At 39.2% G+C, this 17,717-nt stretch carries 14 protein-coding genes; 6 read left to right on the top strand and 8 right to left on the bottom strand.

The window, feature by feature from the left end; all coding sequences use genetic code 11:
- Positions 1-162 precede the first annotated feature (162 nt).
- A complete protein-coding gene (locus tag PSF31_RS04415) occupies positions 163-1,143 on the bottom strand; it encodes a LacI family DNA-binding transcriptional regulator (RefSeq protein WP_096863339.1) in 981 nt (326 codons plus the stop codon).
- A gap of 269 nt (positions 1,144-1,412) precedes the next feature.
- On the opposite strand from PSF31_RS04415, the gene PSF31_RS04410 reads away from it, so the two are divergent.
- Genes PSF31_RS04410 through PSF31_RS04390 form a run of 5 tightly spaced genes read left to right on the top strand, consistent with a single transcriptional unit; the run spans position 1,413 to position 6,898 of the window.
- Complete coding sequence (locus PSF31_RS04410) at positions 1,413-2,330, top strand: GNAT family N-acetyltransferase (RefSeq protein ID WP_096863340.1); 918 nt, start codon at positions 1,413-1,415, stop codon at positions 2,328-2,330.
- 27 nt (positions 2,331-2,357) lie between these two features.
- Positions 2,358-3,608: an MFS transporter gene (locus PSF31_RS04405; RefSeq protein ID WP_004261658.1), complete on the top strand. Its 1,251-nt coding sequence runs from the start codon at positions 2,358-2,360 to the stop codon at positions 3,606-3,608.
- Between the two features lies 1 nt (position 3,609).
- Positions 3,610-4,686, top strand: coding sequence for a Gfo/Idh/MocA family protein (locus tag PSF31_RS04400; protein WP_096863341.1), 1,077 nt, complete (start codon positions 3,610-3,612; stop codon positions 4,684-4,686).
- Positions 4,683-5,747: a sugar phosphate isomerase/epimerase family protein gene (locus tag PSF31_RS04395; protein ID WP_096863342.1), complete on the top strand. Its 1,065-nt coding sequence runs from the start codon at positions 4,683-4,685 to the stop codon at positions 5,745-5,747. The genes PSF31_RS04400 and PSF31_RS04395 overlap by 4 nt, the downstream gene beginning before the upstream one ends.
- A gap of 11 nt (positions 5,748-5,758) precedes the next feature.
- Entirely contained in the window at positions 5,759-6,898 is a 1,140-nt protein-coding gene (locus PSF31_RS04390; protein WP_096863343.1) for a Gfo/Idh/MocA family protein, read from the top strand.
- Positions 6,899-7,138: 240 nt separating this feature from the next.
- Here the strand turns inward: PSF31_RS04390 and PSF31_RS04385 are convergent, their stop codons facing one another.
- From PSF31_RS04385 to PSF31_RS04355, 7 genes are all read right to left on the bottom strand, one after another.
- On the bottom strand, positions 7,139-7,471 hold the full coding sequence (locus PSF31_RS04385) for a DMT family transporter (RefSeq protein ID WP_371021498.1): 333 nt from the start codon (positions 7,469-7,471) through the stop codon (positions 7,139-7,141).
- 91 nt (positions 7,472-7,562) lie between these two features.
- On the bottom strand, positions 7,563-8,864 hold the full coding sequence (locus PSF31_RS04380) for an HdeD family acid-resistance protein (RefSeq protein ID WP_164561165.1): 1,302 nt from the start codon (positions 8,862-8,864) through the stop codon (positions 7,563-7,565).
- 27 nt (positions 8,865-8,891) lie between these two features.
- The gene (locus tag PSF31_RS04375) at positions 8,892-10,166 is read right to left on the bottom strand and encodes an MASE1 domain-containing protein (RefSeq protein ID WP_096863344.1); all 1,275 of its coding nucleotides are present in this window, start codon (positions 10,164-10,166) and stop codon (positions 8,892-8,894) included.
- Positions 10,167-10,590: 424 nt separating this feature from the next.
- Positions 10,591-11,277, bottom strand: coding sequence for an outer membrane protein (locus tag PSF31_RS04370; RefSeq protein WP_096863345.1), 687 nt, complete (start codon positions 11,275-11,277; stop codon positions 10,591-10,593).
- Positions 11,278-12,032: 755 nt separating this feature from the next.
- A complete protein-coding gene (locus PSF31_RS04365) occupies positions 12,033-13,655 on the bottom strand; it encodes a DUF6056 family protein (protein WP_164561164.1) in 1,623 nt (540 codons plus the stop codon).
- A complete protein-coding gene (locus PSF31_RS04360; protein ID WP_096863347.1) occupies positions 13,648-14,586 on the bottom strand; it encodes a glycosyltransferase family 2 protein in 939 nt (312 codons plus the stop codon). Before PSF31_RS04360 ends, PSF31_RS04365 begins: the two co-directional genes overlap by 8 nt.
- Positions 14,583-14,948, bottom strand: a complete 366-nt coding sequence (locus PSF31_RS04355; RefSeq protein WP_096863461.1) for a GtrA family protein — start codon at positions 14,946-14,948, stop codon at positions 14,583-14,585. Before PSF31_RS04355 ends, PSF31_RS04360 begins: the two co-directional genes overlap by 4 nt.
- A gap of 807 nt (positions 14,949-15,755) precedes the next feature.
- Here PSF31_RS04355 and PSF31_RS04350 point away from each other — a divergent pair.
- Positions 15,756-17,624, top strand: coding sequence for an ATP-dependent nuclease (locus tag PSF31_RS04350; RefSeq protein WP_255254441.1), 1,869 nt, complete (start codon positions 15,756-15,758; stop codon positions 17,622-17,624).
- Positions 17,625-17,717: the final 93 nt, after the last annotated feature.

Below are 17,717 nucleotides of genomic sequence, written 5' to 3'. Positions count from 1 at the left end.
GTAGTGTTGCATTGAAGGTTGTTAACGAAGGTACGACTTCTGTATTGATCAAAATATGGGTTGATACAGGAGACAAAACCGCTTCACTAGAAAAATTATAGCGTCGTTTCTTATCCGTATTATTTCAATATCACAGCCCCAGAATGGAAGTAAAAAAGTGAGTTAAGTTGAACCGCGTTCAATTAATTGCCATTCGAGGATTTCATGGCTGTCATCGAGCTGCGGGTGCTTAATTTTATTGAGTAGCAGTTGAACGCTACGGATGCCAAATTGATGCATCGGTTGCACAATGGTACTTAATGGCGGTGTGGTTACTTCACCGAAGGGCACACCATCAAACCCTAACACAGCAATATCATTCGGAATATGCAATCCCTGCTGATGCAAAACACTCATTGCACCGCCTGCGATGACATCAGAAATCGCGAATACAGCATCGGGTTTGGGCGCATTTTGCAGTAACTTTTCCATGGCCTTCGCCCCCGCGGTGTAATCTAATTCTTCTACATACTCGATTTTACAATATTCAAAGCCAAGTTCAGCGAGTGCTTTTCGATACCCTTGTTCCCGTTGTTGTGAATAGAGGTAACGCATATCACTGTTAATTAATGCAATGCGTTGGCGATTTTTCGCTGCTAAATGATAAACGCCTGCGCTAGCAGCTTGTGAATTATCAATAGTAACCGAAGAAGCACGAAATTCTGGATCCCCTTCACCACACTGTACCCACGGAAAATCCCCAATCATATCAGTAAGCCCCGGCAAACAACTCACAGCATCCATAGTGATGACGCCATCAACAACCTTACCTCTGAGTAAACTCAGATAAGCGGATTCACGCGTTGGATTGGATTCAGAATTACATAACAAAATATGATAGCCGTGGCGTTCCGCTTCTTCTTCAATACCACGTACAACCAATGAACAAAAGGGGTTAGTGATATTAGACACCAGCACCAATAGCATGCGACTACGCGAGGTACGTAGCTGGCGCGCTAATAAATTAGGTTGATAATTACACTGAGCGATGGCGACGAGAACTTTATCTCGAGTTGCGGGTTTTACAATATGTTGATCATTCAATACCCGTGAAACCGTTGCGGCAGAGACTCCTGCAATTTTCGCCACTTTTTCTATCGACATTATTCACTTTTCCTTTTGTCTATTGCCATGCACAGTATGCAACATCGTGATGAAAAGTACGATTGATACAAGCAACTTGTGATGCAGATTACAAATTTATCTTTTAGGTCATTATTGAACCATTCAGCTAGTTGCTGAAAGAAACAATTTGGCTATATTTTATAAATGAAATCGATTTCAGTAAAAATGTAATCGATTTCATTTTTGGATTTAGCTGCCATTTAGTGAAAAGCCTCATTTTATAAACAATAAAACATGAGAGGTAATGAATGGATATACAACTACAGCTTGCGAAATGCACTGATCGGAGTGAAGTCGCGCATTTGATTTATCACTCAACGAATGCCTGGTATCAACAACATGGTTTAGGCGCAATATTTCAGTCTGCGCCTGAAGAGTGCCATTTATTTGTTGATGTATACCAACAACTTGATCCTGACTACCACTGGGTAGCCCGTGATTCACAACTCAATATTCTTGGCTCGTGTTTTTTTCACCCACGAGAAACACATTTGGGCCTTGGGATTATGAATGTCCATCCCGACGCATTTGGACAGGGTATTGCAAAGAAATTACTGTCCAAAGCGGATGAATTAGCCGGAAATTTACCCATTCGCTTAATTTCAAGTGCCCTGAATTTAGACTCTTATTCTCTTTATCGCCGCGGCGGTTTTACACCTTATGCAATTTACCAAGACATGGTGATTTCAGTACCAGAGCAAGGCGTGAATCTCCCTCGCTTGACCGAAGGAATTGTGCGAGATGCTCGAACCGAAGACTTACCGGCTATTTTACAATTGGAAGCGGATTTATTAGGTATTAGTCGTCAGCGGGATATTGAATATTTTTTAAATGACACCAGCGGGTTATGGCGAATTGCAGTCTGGGAACATAACCAGCGCATCGAAGGTTATCTTGCCTCTATCGCACACCCCGCATCGAGGATGTTAGGGCCCGGCTGCAGCTATCGTGATGAGGTAGCGCTGGATTTACTCGGTTGGATGCTAGACAAACATCATCGTGGTGCGATGCCAGTCGTTTTAGTTCCCACAGAGCGAAGCGCACTGTGCCAAGCGCTATTACGATGGGGCGGTAGAATTTGTGAATTGCATCTTGCGCAAGTCAAAGGTGCTGTGCAGAAACCAAGCGGCGTGGTTATGCCGTCCTTTTTACCTGAAAGTGGCTAATAAAAAATAGAAATTATTGGGGGTCTTATGGGTACGAATAGTCTTGCTCAAGGTGGTAAAAATACTGCCCATGTATGGGTAGTACCGCGATTGGCGTTAATGATGTTCCTTCAATTTTTTGTGTGGGGGGCATGGTATGTCACGCTAGGGGTTGTCATGGGGAAATATGGTTTATCAGCAATTATTGGTGATGCCTATTCGACAGGGCCCATCGCCTCTATTTTATCTCCTTTTGTACTAGGGATGGTAGTTGACCGTTTTTTTGCATCACAAAAAGTGCTTGGCGTGCTGCATCTCATCGGTGCCGGTTTGTTATGGATGATCCCAAGTTACTTTACGGGGGATCATAGCGGTCTGTTATGGATAATCTTTGGTTATATGCTTTGCTATATGCCAACTATTGCTCTTAGTAACAACGTTGCCTTTTATAGTTTACCGAACAGTGAGAAAGCGTTCCCAGTTGTGCGTGCATTCGGTACATTTGGTTGGATTGTTGCGGGGCTGATTGTCGGTTCAACAGGGTTATCAGATAGTACAGAAATTTTCACCTTGGCGGCAGTAGCTTCGTTGGTACTAGCGATTTACAGCTTTACATTACCACACACGCCAGCACCAGAGCGTGGTAAACCTGTTGCGATGCGCGACTTGTTATGCGCAGATGCGTTTGCCATGCTCAAGCAACGTCATTTCTTAGTTTTCATCATTTGTGCAATGCTGATCTCTATCCCATTGGCGGCTTACTATGCCTATGCGGCGCCATTTGTTGCGGCGACAGGATTTACTAACGTTGGTGGCGTGATGTCTTTAGGGCAGATGTCAGAACTGTTCTTTATGTTATTGATACCATTCTTCTTTGCTCGTCTTGGTATTAAAGTGATGTTGCTGATTGGGATGCTATCTTGGTGCTTACGTTATGTCATGTTTGCCTTAGGGATTGCTGAAGAACTGCGCTGGATGATTTATATCGGTATTTTCTTACATGGTATGTGTTATGACTTCTTCTTTGTTATTGGTTTTATCTATACAGACAAAGTTGCTGGCGAGAAAGTAAAAGGGCAGGCGCAGAGCTTGCTGGTCTTGTTTACCTATGGCGTGGGGATGTTAATTGGTTCACAAATCAGTGGAATGCTGTTCAATAGCATTGTCACAACGGAAGGCGCAGCGGCTCTGCCACAATGGCAAAGTTTTTGGTGGTACCCAGCGATTGGTGCGTTACTGATTGCCGCATTGTTCTTCTTCACGTTCAACTATAAAGAAAAGCCAGTGGAGGAGAAATAAGATGGCAAATTTACGCGTCTTAGTCGTTGGTTGCGGCAATATGGGAGCCTCTCATGCAGAGGCTTACCACCGAATGGAGGGCGTTGATATATGCGGGCTGGTGGCTCGTGGTCATTCAAAAGATGCTCTCAATGAACATTTAGGTGGTGAATATGCCACGTTTGATAATTACGAACAGGCATTAAAAGCAACGCAACCAGATGCGGTTTGCTTAACGACATACCCTGATACGCATGAAGCTTATGCATTGTTAGCACTCAAGGCTGGCTGTCATGTGTTTATTGAAAAGCCGTTAGCCACTACGGTTGAAGGGGCTAAGCGCGTCATTGCTGCTGCTAAACAAGCCCATCGACAAGTGGTGGTGGGTTATATCTTGCGTCATCACCCATCATGGCAACAATTCATTCATCTAGCGCATGAGCTGGGTAAGCCATTAGTGATGAGAATGAATTTGAATCAACAAAGCCATGGGCAGATGTGGAATGTACACCGTAACCTGATGCAATCACTGTCACCGATAGTTGACTGTGGCGTTCATTATTTAGATGTGATGTGCCAAATGACCCAAGCTCAGCCAGTGAGTGTCAGCGCTATTGGCGCAAGATTGACCGATGAATTACCAGACAATATGTATAACTATGGTCAATTACAGGTTCGTTTTGATGATGGCTCAGTAGGTTGGTATGAGGCGGGTTGGGGACCAATGATCAGCGAAACGGCGTATTTTATCAAAGATGTTATAGGCCCTCGCGGTGCGGTTTCGATAATGGCTCGGCATGGAGAAGGAAATAGCGACAATGTTGATGGGCACACACGCACTGACTCTTTACGTATCCATTATGCAGAGCTTGATAAAAACAATGCTTTTAAACATCCTGACCGTTGGGTTGACTGCCAAGATGAGCCAGACCATTTGGCGCTGTGCCTAAGTGAACAACGTTATTTTATTCAAGCGATTACGGAACAATTTTCATTAGAACAGCATTTACAAGATGCACTCAATAGCTTGCGAATTGTTCTTGCTGCGGATGAAGCTGTGCGTACACAGCGCACTGTGATTTTAGGGAGTGAGTCATGAAAACAATCCAAGGTCCAGGTATCTTTCTAGCACAATTTATTGGCGAGAAAGCCCCTTTTAACTCATTAGAAAGCCTTGCTGAATGGGCATCAAGCCTAGGTTTTACATATATTCAAGTGCCAACGATCGACCCACGTATCTTTGATTTAGACTTGGCAGCCACAAGCCAAACTTATTGCGATGAGTTGGTTGCCATGTTACAGCAATATGGTATTCAGATCAGTGAGTTATCGACTCATATACAAGGCCAATTGATTGCGGTACATCCAGCGTATGACACTGTTTTTGATGGTTTTGCCCCAGTGAGTGTCAGAGGTAATCCTCAAAAGCGCCAGCAGTGGGCGGTGGAGCAACTCATCAAAGCGGCAAAAGCCTCGCAGCGCCTAGGGTTAGTTACGCATGTGACTTTCTCAGGCGCGCTGGCGTGGCCTTATTTTTACCCTTGGCCCCCTCACAATGCGCAACTATTTAACGAAGCATTTGCTGAACTTGCGCTGCGTTGGTTGCCTATTCTGAATGTGTTTGACGAGTGTGGCGTCGATGTATGTTACGAGTTGCATCCAGGGGAGGACTTACACGACGGCGTGACATTTGAGCGTTTTCTTGGGCTTGTCGATAACCACTCGCGTTGCCATATTCTCTACGATCCAAGTCATTTATTGCTCCAGCAAATGGATTATCTTGCGTTTATTGATTGCTATCATCAACGCATTCGCGCATTTCATGTCAAAGATGCGGAATATACACCAAATGGCCGTAGCGGTGTCTATGGCGGTTATCAATCATGGGTTGAGCGTGCAGGGCGTTTTCGCTCGTTAGGGGATGGTCAGATTGATTTTGTATCTATTTTCAGCAAATTAACTCAGTACGGTTTTTCCGGTGTCGCTACAATGGAATGGGAGTGTTGCCTTAAATCCCCAGATGCCGGGGCGAAAGAGGGAGCCGACTTTATCGCCAATCATATTATTCCAGTGGTTGATCATGCCTTTGATGATTTTGCAGTGGTAGATACTAATCTTCAACAAATCAGAGCATTACTTGGGATCGTAAGTGATAAATAAAGGATAAGGCGATGAGACTAAAGCTGGGAATGGTTGGGGGCGGGGAAGGTGCATTTATTGGTGCCGTGCATCGATTAGCGGCTCGTATGGATGATGAGTTTGAGTTAGTTGCAGGCGCATTTTCCTCGAATGAAGAAAACGGTAAACGCACAGGGGAACGGCTGCACCTTGCGCCTGAACGATGCTACGCCAGCTATCAGCAAATGGCGCAAAGTGAAGTCGCACGTGATGATGGCATTGATGTTGTTGCGATTGTCACGCCTAATCACTTGCATGCCCCTATTGCCGTTGAATTTTTGCGCTCAGGTATTGACGTTATCTGTGATAAACCATTGTGTACATCATACTCAGAAGCTTTGCAGCTTGCTGATGTTGTGCGAGAAACGGGTAGGCAACTGATTCTCACGCATAATTACAGTGCTTATCCGTTAATTCGTGAAGCGCGCAGCCGGATATTAGCAGGGGAACTAGGAGAAATTCGTTATATTGAAGTGGAGTATTTGCAGCAGTGGTTAGCAACACGATTAGAGGAAACTGAAAACAAGCAGGCGAATTGGCGTACCGATCCAAAAAAAGCGGGGACGGGCTGTATCGGCGATATCGGTACTCATGCGTGGCAGTTAGCTTCATTCGTCACAGGGATGTTACCAGAGTCCATTCGTGCTGAACTCACATCAATGATCCCAGGAAGAGTGCTAGATGACGATGTGCGTGTGCAAATGCGTTATCACAACGGGGCAAAAGGGCGTCTATGGGCGAGCCAAGTGGCTTGTGGTGAAGAAAATGGGTTGCGACTACGCATATATGGCAGCCAAGGGAGTCTTTCATTTTCCCAAGAAAATCCTAATCAATTATGGTTAAAACCGTTTGATTCGCCCATGTACTGTGTGTCACGGGGATCAATGTCTCAATGGGAGGAAAACCGTGCGATGTCAAGGGTTCCAGCCGGGCATCCCGAAGGATATTTAGAAGGTTTTGCACAGATTTACCGTGAGGCAGCAACACGTTTACGCGAGGGAGGTGGCGCATCACCGCTATTACCGGGTATTGAAATTGGCCTACAGGGGATGGCTTTTATTGATGCTGCAAAACGTAGCGATGATAACTGTGGTCAATGGATTGATTTTACGCAATATCGTTGCTCATCATAATCTCTGTGATGGATGGTATGAGGCTAATGTGAAATTGAGAGTACTATCACCGAGTTAAAAAAGAAACCCAGCCAGAAAATATGAAATTTGCTGACATATTATCATATTAATGAGTTGGTAGAATCCCGTTAATTACAGTTATAACCTCTGTGTAATATATTACCACACAGAGGCTGTAATAAGGATTTTCTCTTTGTAATTGTCGTCATTTAATCCATTCTTGTTGAGTAATTTCGACACTCAATGAGTAATTGATTTAGAGAACAGCTGGATAATAACAATTCCCAGCGCAATGCATGCCAGACCAATTAATGCTGGAAAATCAAGTTTCTGTTTATAAACAAAAAACGATAATGCTGAAACAAGAAATATTCCTGCTCCAGCCCATATCGCATAGGCGATACCAATATTCATACTTTTTACAACTTGGGATAAGCCATAAAAAGAAATGGCATAACCAATAACGACAATAATACTGGGCACCAACTTGGTAAACCCATCAGACGCCTTCATCATGGTTGTCGCGGTTGTTTCAGCTATGATAGACACCATTAAGATTGCGTACACTTTCAGCATAAAAACCTCTTTAACTTATTTAGCAAACATTCCAAAATGACAATTCTAAACTATGTTTGAGATAAAAATGTCATCATAGCTATGAAACTCAACGCCTAAGTAAGCGTTTATACCAAGGAACAGGAACAGGGTGTACAATAGCCCGCAAAGCACGTGCATAATCCATAATTAATCCTGGGGTCCATGCCATCATCAGCGCACGCCGACGAATTTGAGCCGCAATCCATAACTCTGGCATACAAAGTACATTTAAAATCCCGATAAAATCACTTCTCTTTTGCATAGACAAAACACCATCCAACGCAGCTTCCAAACCATATGCAACACTGCTGGAACAGTTTTGATATGTTAGGTTATAAATAGGATATTGGCGATATTTTTCCCAAAAACTCAATAAAGAAGCATAGTTATAAACATTGAAAACAATCTGTCTGTCAGATTCACACCATTCGGATGCTTCAGCTTGATAATTAGGCAAGAAACGCCCCGTAACGTTATTATCAGCGGTTGCTTTTAGTAGCCTGAAAAATTCTGAAGGAGAGCGATCAATATCTTCTTCAGGGTATAAGCTGATATAGAGGTGCGGATAGAGTTCTAGAGATGCATGCCCCGTAGAGATTACCCCCTCAGAATCAACAGCCGCAATATAACGATTAATAATTGGCCGTGGTACAGGACGTTGGTTTGCGGAGCCTTCGGGGGTCCAGATATGAACAGTCAAAATAGTACCTTGTTCAGTTTCTCTATTTAAAGTAGGGGACTGTAGGTTTTCCGTTATTGGTCGCGTAGCCCCTTTTTTCTTAAACGATACAGGTAAAGGACGCATCAGTTCAAATATGGATGTTCCTCGTTGGATATGACGGGCTCGAAATGCTAACTTCAGGCATCCAAATCCACTTCCTATCATCAAAAAGCCGATGAAAAAAGAAATTGTTGCTTGGTGATGGGTAAACAGAAAAAAGGCAAACAGCATTTCAATTACGCCCCATAACAGGATTAATTGCCATCCAGGAAAACGTACGATCCAAGCTGATGCAACAACAAATAATCCGGTAATAAAAAAAACAAAACCGAACATCGCTGACAGTAATACATTGCTATATGTTTGATTAATTAAGATAACCAATGCACAGAATAAAAACAAACCACCTTTAAAGAAGAGTATCGTTTTTTGTGTCCCAATTCCACTTGAAGCGACACTTAATGTGATCAGACTTTCAAGTAACAATAGAAAACCAAACAAATGTATTGGAAAAAAAAGAATACCATCAATACCATCAATAAAAATAAAGATACCAATAAAACACCAAAGGAGCCCAATCCCCCAGAGGTAATGTGCTTTTCCTCTGATAAATTCGGCACCGAAAAGTAATAATGCAATTTGTAGCATCACTTATCCTTTGTTATTACATCAATTTTAGGATACTTCACCCAAAATAAACCAATTCCCAACAATCATTACTGGCTTGTTATGACTAAAAATAACACTTCCACGATCTTCTATATTCCACCAACGACCTTCTTTATCTTTCAAACAAAAGGTTATTATTGGAAGAGTGGTCTGAGCTTGCTCTTGTTCCCAATGTCGAGCGAGTTTTTCTCGGTCGTCAGGGTGAATAGATTCCATAATTTGTCTTAGAGCGGAAAGGGTTATTAAATCAGCCTTCGGATATGAACAATCTGTATTTCCCCATTCTATAGCACCATTATCTAGATTAAGTTGATATACTAGGTGCTGCGGTTTATAAGCCCCTTGTGTGTCATCAATTCTATGAGTACTTCGAGCGACAACCCGCAAAAAAACCATTAATAATGATATTACGGTCAAATATCCCTGTATTAACCACAGTGATTCATGGCGAAATAGGCCATGAAGGTAAAAAGGTCCTTGCTGATTACGAGTGTAATAGATTGTAATAGTGGCAAGTATTAATAGTGCGATTGATCCTCCTCTGTTTCCCCATAGCATAGACAGGGTAACAGCAAGCAAAATAGGGATGCAGAGTAGTGATAATTTAGCAGTATTACGATGCTGATGAAAATAGGAATAGTACATCTGTATCGCAGTATCATTGAATATTAATATTGTGCTAATAATAAGAAGAATAAAAACAATACTTCCCCAAATTATATTAATTTTGAAAGAAGGCACCACCCTTTTGAAATGGGTATTAATTAGCCCCATAATCACTGTTGTCGCAAATATGTTGCCAGTAATATCAGCAATAAAACCATCCCAGAAAATATCATTAAGTGATGTATTATCAAACCAATACAAACTGATAGAAAATAAAACTGCATCTGCAAAACTGACAATTATTACTGCCGATAGCCATAACAATATTAGTTGCAGATCATCTCCTCTATGAGCATACCTACGGACAATCCAAGCAATAGCAATACAAGAAAGTACAGCTAGAGCGGCGTATATAAGTGAAAGGGTGATTTGCTCATTATCGAAGCCATTCAGAATCAAGTTTAATACAACGAAGCCAATCAGTAATGGTAACCATTGGCGCTTGTGCATACATAAAAAAGCGGTTGTTGCGACACCCGCAGGAAACCAGACAACAGAAATATCTGAATTCTCTGGTGTAAGTATTTCGGAGATTTCACCTGTTACGTAATAAAGTAATAGCCATCCTATTATTACGATTAGTGTGGTCTTATTTGATAGCAAGGATGTTTTCATAGTTTATTTCAGGTTATACATCATAAAGTTATGTTTGGCCTTATCTTAACGCAAAAAGGTCTACATCATTTCTCTTTTCAAAAAATATCAAAATGATATCTTGAGGTATAGCTATTATTATATTTTCTCCTGTATTTTTAGGCACTTTTTATTTCTTATTTTAGTATGAGTTCGGCTCTGTAGGTACTTCAATGAACATTACGCTCCCAGTCAAAGCCAATAGCACCCCAAATCTGAATTTTTTAAAATATAAAACATGGCTTGTTGTTTTCATAGACAGCTATTCGTGAAAGATACCCAACGTCATATAAAGCAATACTCGAGCAATAATGGCAAAAATTGAATGTATTCACCACAATTAAAAATAGCTAACAAGAGTTAGCTATTTTTGAGACATTACCAATGAGATAACACTATAAAAATACTAAAATAAGTATCTGACACCAAATATAACTTCTTGAGATTTAAGGTGTGCTTTCATTTGCTCGTCTTGTAAGCCTCGAGCATTAGCAAATCGGTTCATGCCACTTTCAATTTTACCTAGATCCACATAACGGTAGCCTACGTCAAAATTGAGTTTATTAATAGGTTCATAGCTGACGCCAGCACCGAGAGAATATACCAAGTTTGTATCAGTGTTACTTGCGTATTGACGTGAAACATTTCCTTGCCATCCAGACGATTTAACTTTTGCGATACCAACACCAGCGGTTCCATAAATAGAAACTCCCTGATAAATTTCATAATCACGATAAGCATTTAGCATTAATCGTTGGGACTCTGTTTTATGGTGATTCAAGCTGGTCGGGAAAGTTGTTGATCCACTAGTATACTCTGCTTTTTTATTAAAAGTATATTCCGCTTCTGTACGCCAACCATTACCAAATTGATAGCCAGCAGCTAAAGAGCCATTATAAAAATCATCTTTATCATCACCCGAGACAAATTGACCAATGCCTGGTCTACTACTGGTGTCCATATTATCTGCTTTTTGCCATACCTTAGAGAGCCGTGCAGCAGCATAATAGCCTTCATTATTCGTAGAGGCTAAGGCATTTCCACCTGCACTTCCAAACACAGCAATTACTAATAATAAGTGTAATTTAGTCATGTTATAATTTCCTTTGTTTACTATATCGAGGTGGGATTATTGCAGGTCATGGTTATTAGTAAAGGAGGGTTATTTGATTGAAATGTTCAATTTATTTCAACAAGATAATATAGATGTTACTTGGATTATCGCATTCAGCATGAAATTAGCATTTCATCTTCTAATTAATGCTTCATATTGCTAAGATTTTTATCCTTAAAAGATATAAAACTTACCGTTCTTTTTTGCTGACGGGGTTGAACCCGTGTCCGTAATTTTTTAATTGGTTGATTATTAAAAGGTATCTTTACTAAGCTTCAATCATGTGCACTTGGCGTGCACATGGAGGTCATTGTGTAAGTACTTTGGAGGTATTTTACATTCAGTTTATACGGCTTGATTTATAGAGAAAATATTCATAAATTCTTTTTTTAGCTGAATAGCTATTTCTCTATAATCAATTTCATTATTTTTACTATTCTTATGCATAGATAAACGTTTATCTCTCATTATATCTGAAAAGTAGAAATCTATTTTTTCTCTAATAAGAAGCTCACATAAATATGTTTTTGATGTATCTAAAACTTGGACTGGTTCAACTTCGAGCAATAATGTGCATACTTATACCTATTCAGGGAATACGGAAACTTAGGTTTAGGAACAGCTTTGGTAGTAACAAACGCCTATATCATGCTGATGGGGTGGTATCGATTAAGTTAAGTGATATTAATAAATAAAAGTGTGGCGTGCATTGTAATATGCACACCACACTTAAATTAAAAGATCACTTGTTGTTCAATTGTTTTTTTGTTATCCATATCTACAATGAAATTAATGGATTTTATATTTTTAGGTGAAACTGGAATAGTGAAACCAACTAAATTCATACCATAAATAGAGTCTATCTTGTTATTCTCTTCAGTATGTATTTTGTTTTTGTCATCCATTACTATTATTCTATAGCTTTCATTTGACATTAACTTTTTGTTATCAACAAGTTGTAAGGCTATAGTTGTTCCTTTCAAAAATCTATCTTTACCTAAGAATAGATTTGAAACATTTGTATTTGTTACATTAGGTAGTGGCAGTTTTATCCCATCTAAAATGACTGCGTAGTTATAGTCTATTTTATAGGTTTCAATCGGATGGCTAATGTTAAAGTATTCAGCCATTGCATTAGGATTATGATATAAATCCATTTCGTCACCACCTCTGAAAGAGCGTGGATAGTAATACTCGGGTATCTTATCGGTTTTAGAATCACCAATTATTTCTTCGTTTATTGCATAAATTCTTATTTTCTCTTGAGTCGTTATTGCATTATATGAATAGACCATTTGAATATATGAAAAAATGAAACCACAAAGAGTTAGAATACCAATAAAATATGTAATTGCGATTCCTCTTTTATTTTTCATACTAAATGCGTATCCAATAGAAAAGGAGCATGAAATAACATAAAAAAGGTGAGCGCCACTCAAAGACCTAGTAGGAAATGTTGGGGATGCAACCATGGAAAATATACTTAAAAAGCCTAATACGATAAACAATAATGAAAGATAAAAGCTTTTTGACTTCTTTTCACCTACATAAGTTAGCAGTAAAAGTAATGAAGCAACTAGTACTCCCCACGTTTTAGTAAATGAATGTGAAAGTTTATCCGATAAAAAATATGTGATTTTTTCTATCGTACTGAGGGAGTAAAAGTCAGTGAAAAGAGCGGCTCGATGAAAATTACCAGGGCTCGAAATCAAAGTTATAAACCCAAGTATAACAAGTACAGATGAAAAGATAATAAGTCTGTTTTTATGTTTAAAAAAAACATAACAGGAGGTAATTACTGAAATGGCAACTATAATCCAACTCGTATTTTCATTACTGCATCCAGCAAAAAAAGAACTGATTATGAGAGGGATTAGACACTTTTTATCATCAAGATAACGAAATAAAAAATAAAGATAAATAACAATAAATAAATTTGTGACAAGATAATTTGCTGCACCAACAACCCAAAAAACAATTTGACCAAGAGCTGGATTTGTAACCCAGTAAATTGAAAATAAAACAATAAACTGTAAAAAAAATGTTTTTTTACTTGTGTCAGAGTTACTACTTATTTTAGTAATTAAAAAGATCATCATTGTTAATACAAATGCAATCATACTATTTTTTAGTATGTTAGAGCCTGATGTAAGAACTAGAGTGCTAAAATAGTCTGATACAAATCTTCCACTCCATGAAAGGTAGTGAGATACATGAGCAGATAATGAATTTCCTTTAATATAATACACATAGTCATCAGAATGCATAGGTGTATAGTATTCGACTAAAAAAATAAGCGAAAAGACAATTAGGACACTTATGTAGCCTAAATTAATACGTTTTAAGTAGTTAGTCATTTTTGTTCTCAATATAATCTGTCTTTTTTAGCAAGTATCTAGGCCTTGCTTTGCTTTCAGTATAAATACGACCAATATACTCACCGAGTACACCAATACCAATAAGCTGAACTCCACCTAAAAATAGAATAGAAACAAGTAATGAAGGATAACCAGGAACAGGATTACCCCAAATTAATTTATCTACCATCATCCAACCACCATAGATAAAAGATGCAAAAGCAACAAATAAACCAATGTAAGTCCAAACGCGTAATGGAAAAGTAGAAAAACTCGTTATACCTTCTAAGGCTAAGTTCCATAATTTCCAGCCATTGAATTTACTTTCTCCAGCAGATCTTTCTGCTCTGTTGTATTCAACAACATCAATTTTTCCACCCACCCATGAAAGGATACCTTTCATGAATAAATTACGCTCAGGTAATAATTTTATATATTCGACACTCTGACGAGATATCAACCTAAAATCGCCAACATTTTCTTCAATTTCAGGCGCGCTAATTTTATTATGGAGCTTGTAAAACCATTCAGCTGTTTTGCGTTTTAACCATGTATCACTACTACGATTAGCTCTTTTTGCGAGAACAATATCTGCGCCTTGTTGCCATTTATCTATGAGCTGTGGAATAACATCAATAGGATCTTGAAGGTCTACATCAATAGGTATTACAGCTTCTCCAGTTGCGTATTCAAGGCCCGCAAACAAAGCCGGTTCCTTACCAAAATTTCGCGTGAAGTTTAAAGGGAGCACTAAAGGGTCAGCAATAGCTAATGCATTGATAATATTTTCAGTGCTGTCTTTACTTCCATCATTTATGAAGACTATTTCGATATCATATTGATTAAGAATTGGGTGTTCTCTTACTGACTTATAAAATATAGGGATAGCTTCTTCTTCGTTATAAACGGGCACTACTAATGATATTTTCATTGTGAAGTATCTCTGAAAACAAAGATTTTGGAGTAAAGGAAACCTAATACTAGGCTAATCGAAGAAAAAATTATTAAAGTTGCTATAGGGGGGAATCGTAGTTGGTCTGAAACATAACCAGTCAAGTAACTTAATAGCCCCATAAATAAGGTAAATGATAAGTATCGTGCTGTAGTCGCTTTAGCTTTGAACGTGAATTTTGCATTAGCAAAAAAGGAAAAACTGACAGCAGCTATGAAGCCTATTAAGTTAGCTATAGCTTGAGAGGTTGAAAGGAACACTGTCAGTAGCCCAAAAATGGACCAATGTATAAGAGTGTTTAAAATTCCAACCGAAAAGTATTTAGTGAATAACTTAATCATTTCAATCATTCGTATTGAGAAGAGAATAAGTAATTTAGTATACCTGAATATACCTACTGATGCAGCAAACTGATAAGGAAAGTTTATGTGAAATGTCGTGTTAGTCTTACTTTATTCTCCACCAAATTGTGAGACAGAAAAGCAAGCCTATATTATAAAATAGGGGAAATGGGATTTTACTACAGTACCACTACGAACTATTTATATTTTGGTATAAGTGTGAATGGTAGGTGTACTCAGAAAGCAATAAAAAAGCCCACTGAAGTGGGCTTTTAGTAACTTTCAAATGCGCGTGCATTTCACGTGCACTTTCTAGTCTTAATGTTGCCAGTGTCTAGTCCAACTGATTTTGCTAACTTCCTGTTTTTAAACCTGTTGTCCTATCACTGATCTGGCGGAGTCCGAATCAGGCTTGTATGGCATTGATTTTAAATCAATAAAACCCAATTCAACTTTTAGTTTGGGCCTATTGTTGGGCCTAAAGTTTATTTTACTGTTTTTGTGATGTGGGCTTAAAAAGTAATTTGCTATTCTAACATGGTTGATTAGTGAAACGACCAATAAAATTTGGTGATCAGCTCTGTGCCAAAAGTGAACTTCCTTTGCAACACAACTCAACAAAATTTAATGTGAATCAGTGCAATTGTCATGATGAATGATTCAAGTTATAAATATATTTGTTTCGTCAGCTTCTTAAAGCTTAGTTACTTCCATTTATTATTAAAAGTTTAGGGTATAAGGGATAATCCATAATTAAGATATGGGAGCCCTTTCTGCTTGATATGTAATGAAAATGAATAAGGAGTTATGCAAGTGAGTTTCCCTTTAGAATTAACAGCACAAATTGATGGTTACAGTAAAAACATCAATCGCAAGGTTACATTAAACAAAGGTCTTACAGTTCTACTAGGCCCAAATGGTTCGGGAAAAACACATCTTTTGAGAGGACTCAAACAAAGTCTAAGTGAACATACGAATGGAAAGTATGTGCGCTTTCTCTCTGCTGGACGAATGGGGATGTTGGAGCAATATAGATCAGACTATGATGGATATTCTGGAGGATTACCACAGTACGACAACGCAAATTATGGCAGCAGAAGTGATGCAGCTCGCAGACATCAGATGGAAACTATAAATGGTGATTTCCAAACCCTTGCTCAACGGGCTGATATTCTAATTAAAATTCAGGAGAGGCTTAGAAAATTATTTAAGCGTGACATTCTTATTGAATGGGATGGCGGGTCATTAAAAATATTATTTTCAAGATTAGATATAAATGCTAAACCTTACTCTTCCGGCCGAGAAGCATCAGGACTGATGCATTTAGTTGGCATCTTAGCCGCTCTTTATGATGATGATGTAGGGGCGCTTCTTTTAGATGAACCTGAAGTTTCCTTGCATCCTCAGTTACAGGCATTTCTTCTTCATGAAATCCTTAGCGTCTCGGGGCATCCTTCTGATGGAGGTAATAAAAAGATTGTTATCATCGCCACTCATTCAACTGAAATGCTCCAAATTCATAAACCAGAAGACTTGTTGTCTCTCGTCTTCTGCTATGACGTGATGAGTGAACCAGTGCAAATTCAAGCTGACGCCGGTGAACTAAAGAACAAAAAAGTACAAAACTTAATCGCTCGTCTTGGACAAGAACATAAGTTATCGCTGTTTTCTAAGCAGCCTTTATTAGTTGAAGGACCATCAGACGTAATTATCTGCAGTGCGCTTGCAAACAAGCTTGATATACATCTTGAAGCCGCTGGATCACAGTTATTACCTGTAATTGGTAAAGGACAGATGCCTACTGTGGCAAAGTTGCTACGACTACTTGGCAAAAAACCAGTTGCGTTGGCTGATGCTGATGGTTTCGCAGATGGACTTGAACTTATCAACTCATACCTTAATGAAAATTCCACTGCAGAGATACGTGCAAATTCGTTAGGTTTTTCATCCTCTAGTCAAATGGTTAGTGCGATATTTGCGGATTTTTGCAAATTAGTAGATTGTCGATGGAATGAAATTTCTGCAACTGCCGAATCGCATCCGTATTGGGTGAACAGAAAAAACGAAGAAGAGACACAAGCAAAGCGTCGCTCTGCTTTCTGTACACTTTTCATTATCGATGGCAACGCATTATCAAATTTAGCTAATGATGATGCATGGTATAATATGAAAACACGTTTAACTGTGCTGCTTGATTTGCTGGAACAGTGTGGCCTATTTATTTTACGCAAAGGATCTATAGAGTCTTACTATCAAAGTTCAGACCCATTCACTTCGATTGGGAAGCCAAGTGCAGCTGTAGATGAAATCGATCATATCAATCAGTTATTGCATCATGATGTTTACACCGGATATTCTGATTTGATTCGCTGCATCCAGCATGCCTCAAGCACTGAAGTAATATGTGAGGCTGATGCAATGAGAGATCTTTTACTTTCGATAGTAGCGCCTGCACACGCCAGACTAAGGAGTGGAGAATCCTCCGAAAATTTTAATAGCTTAGCGCGTTCAATATTGGGGGAGCGATCAAACATATTTGGTTTGGCTGTTGAAAGTGAAAAGCTTATTATCTCAATCGAGAGTAATATTCTCAACTTTACAGGTTTTCCTGTGACTATTGGAAAGGATGATGACGTACTAAAATGTATCAATGCAGCTCTTGCCGCTAGCCTTTGACCAACTAATTGCGCAAAAATTAATTAAGTAAGCTTATTCAGTGCTGACGTCCAGTCACCGCTCAAAGCCGACAAATCAAGGTAACGTATAGCA

Source organism: Providencia sp. PROV156 (assembly GCF_028480905.1).
In the GTDB taxonomy this organism is placed as follows: domain Bacteria; phylum Pseudomonadota; class Gammaproteobacteria; order Enterobacterales; family Enterobacteriaceae; genus Providencia; species Providencia hangzhouensis.
Note: the sequence above shows the minus strand (reverse complement) of the source record. Positions and strands in the feature narration are given on the sequence as shown.

Excerpts from the sequence above, each read along its gene's own strand:
- PSF31_RS04395 (WP_096863342.1), top strand. The coding sequence starts at position 4,683 with ATGAAAACAATCCAAGGTCCAGGTATCTTTCTAGCACAATTTATTGGC.
- PSF31_RS04365 (WP_164561164.1), bottom strand. The coding sequence starts at position 13,655 with ATGACTAACTACTTAAAACGTATTAATTTAGGCTACATAAGTGTCCTA.
- PSF31_RS04355 (WP_096863461.1), bottom strand. The coding sequence starts at position 14,948 with ATGATTAAGTTATTCACTAAATACTTTTCGGTTGGAATTTTAAACACT.
- PSF31_RS04410 (WP_096863340.1), top strand. The coding sequence starts at position 1,413 with ATGGATATACAACTACAGCTTGCGAAATGCACTGATCGGAGTGAAGTC.
- PSF31_RS04400 (WP_096863341.1), top strand. The coding sequence starts at position 3,610 with ATGGCAAATTTACGCGTCTTAGTCGTTGGTTGCGGCAATATGGGAGCC.
- PSF31_RS04360 (WP_096863347.1), bottom strand. The coding sequence starts at position 14,586 with ATGAAAATATCATTAGTAGTGCCCGTTTATAACGAAGAAGAAGCTATC.
- PSF31_RS04370 (WP_096863345.1), bottom strand. The coding sequence starts at position 11,277 with ATGACTAAATTACACTTATTATTAGTAATTGCTGTGTTTGGAAGTGCA.
- PSF31_RS04405 (WP_004261658.1), top strand. The coding sequence starts at position 2,358 with ATGGGTACGAATAGTCTTGCTCAAGGTGGTAAAAATACTGCCCATGTA.
- PSF31_RS04390 (WP_096863343.1), top strand. The coding sequence starts at position 5,759 with ATGAGACTAAAGCTGGGAATGGTTGGGGGCGGGGAAGGTGCATTTATT.
- PSF31_RS04380 (WP_164561165.1), bottom strand. The coding sequence starts at position 8,864 with ATGCTACAAATTGCATTATTACTTTTCGGTGCCGAATTTATCAGAGGA.
- PSF31_RS04375 (WP_096863344.1), bottom strand. The coding sequence starts at position 10,166 with ATGAAAACATCCTTGCTATCAAATAAGACCACACTAATCGTAATAATA.
- PSF31_RS04415 (WP_096863339.1), bottom strand. The coding sequence starts at position 1,143 with ATGTCGATAGAAAAAGTGGCGAAAATTGCAGGAGTCTCTGCCGCAACG.
- PSF31_RS04350 (WP_255254441.1), top strand. The coding sequence starts at position 15,756 with ATGCAAGTGAGTTTCCCTTTAGAATTAACAGCACAAATTGATGGTTAC.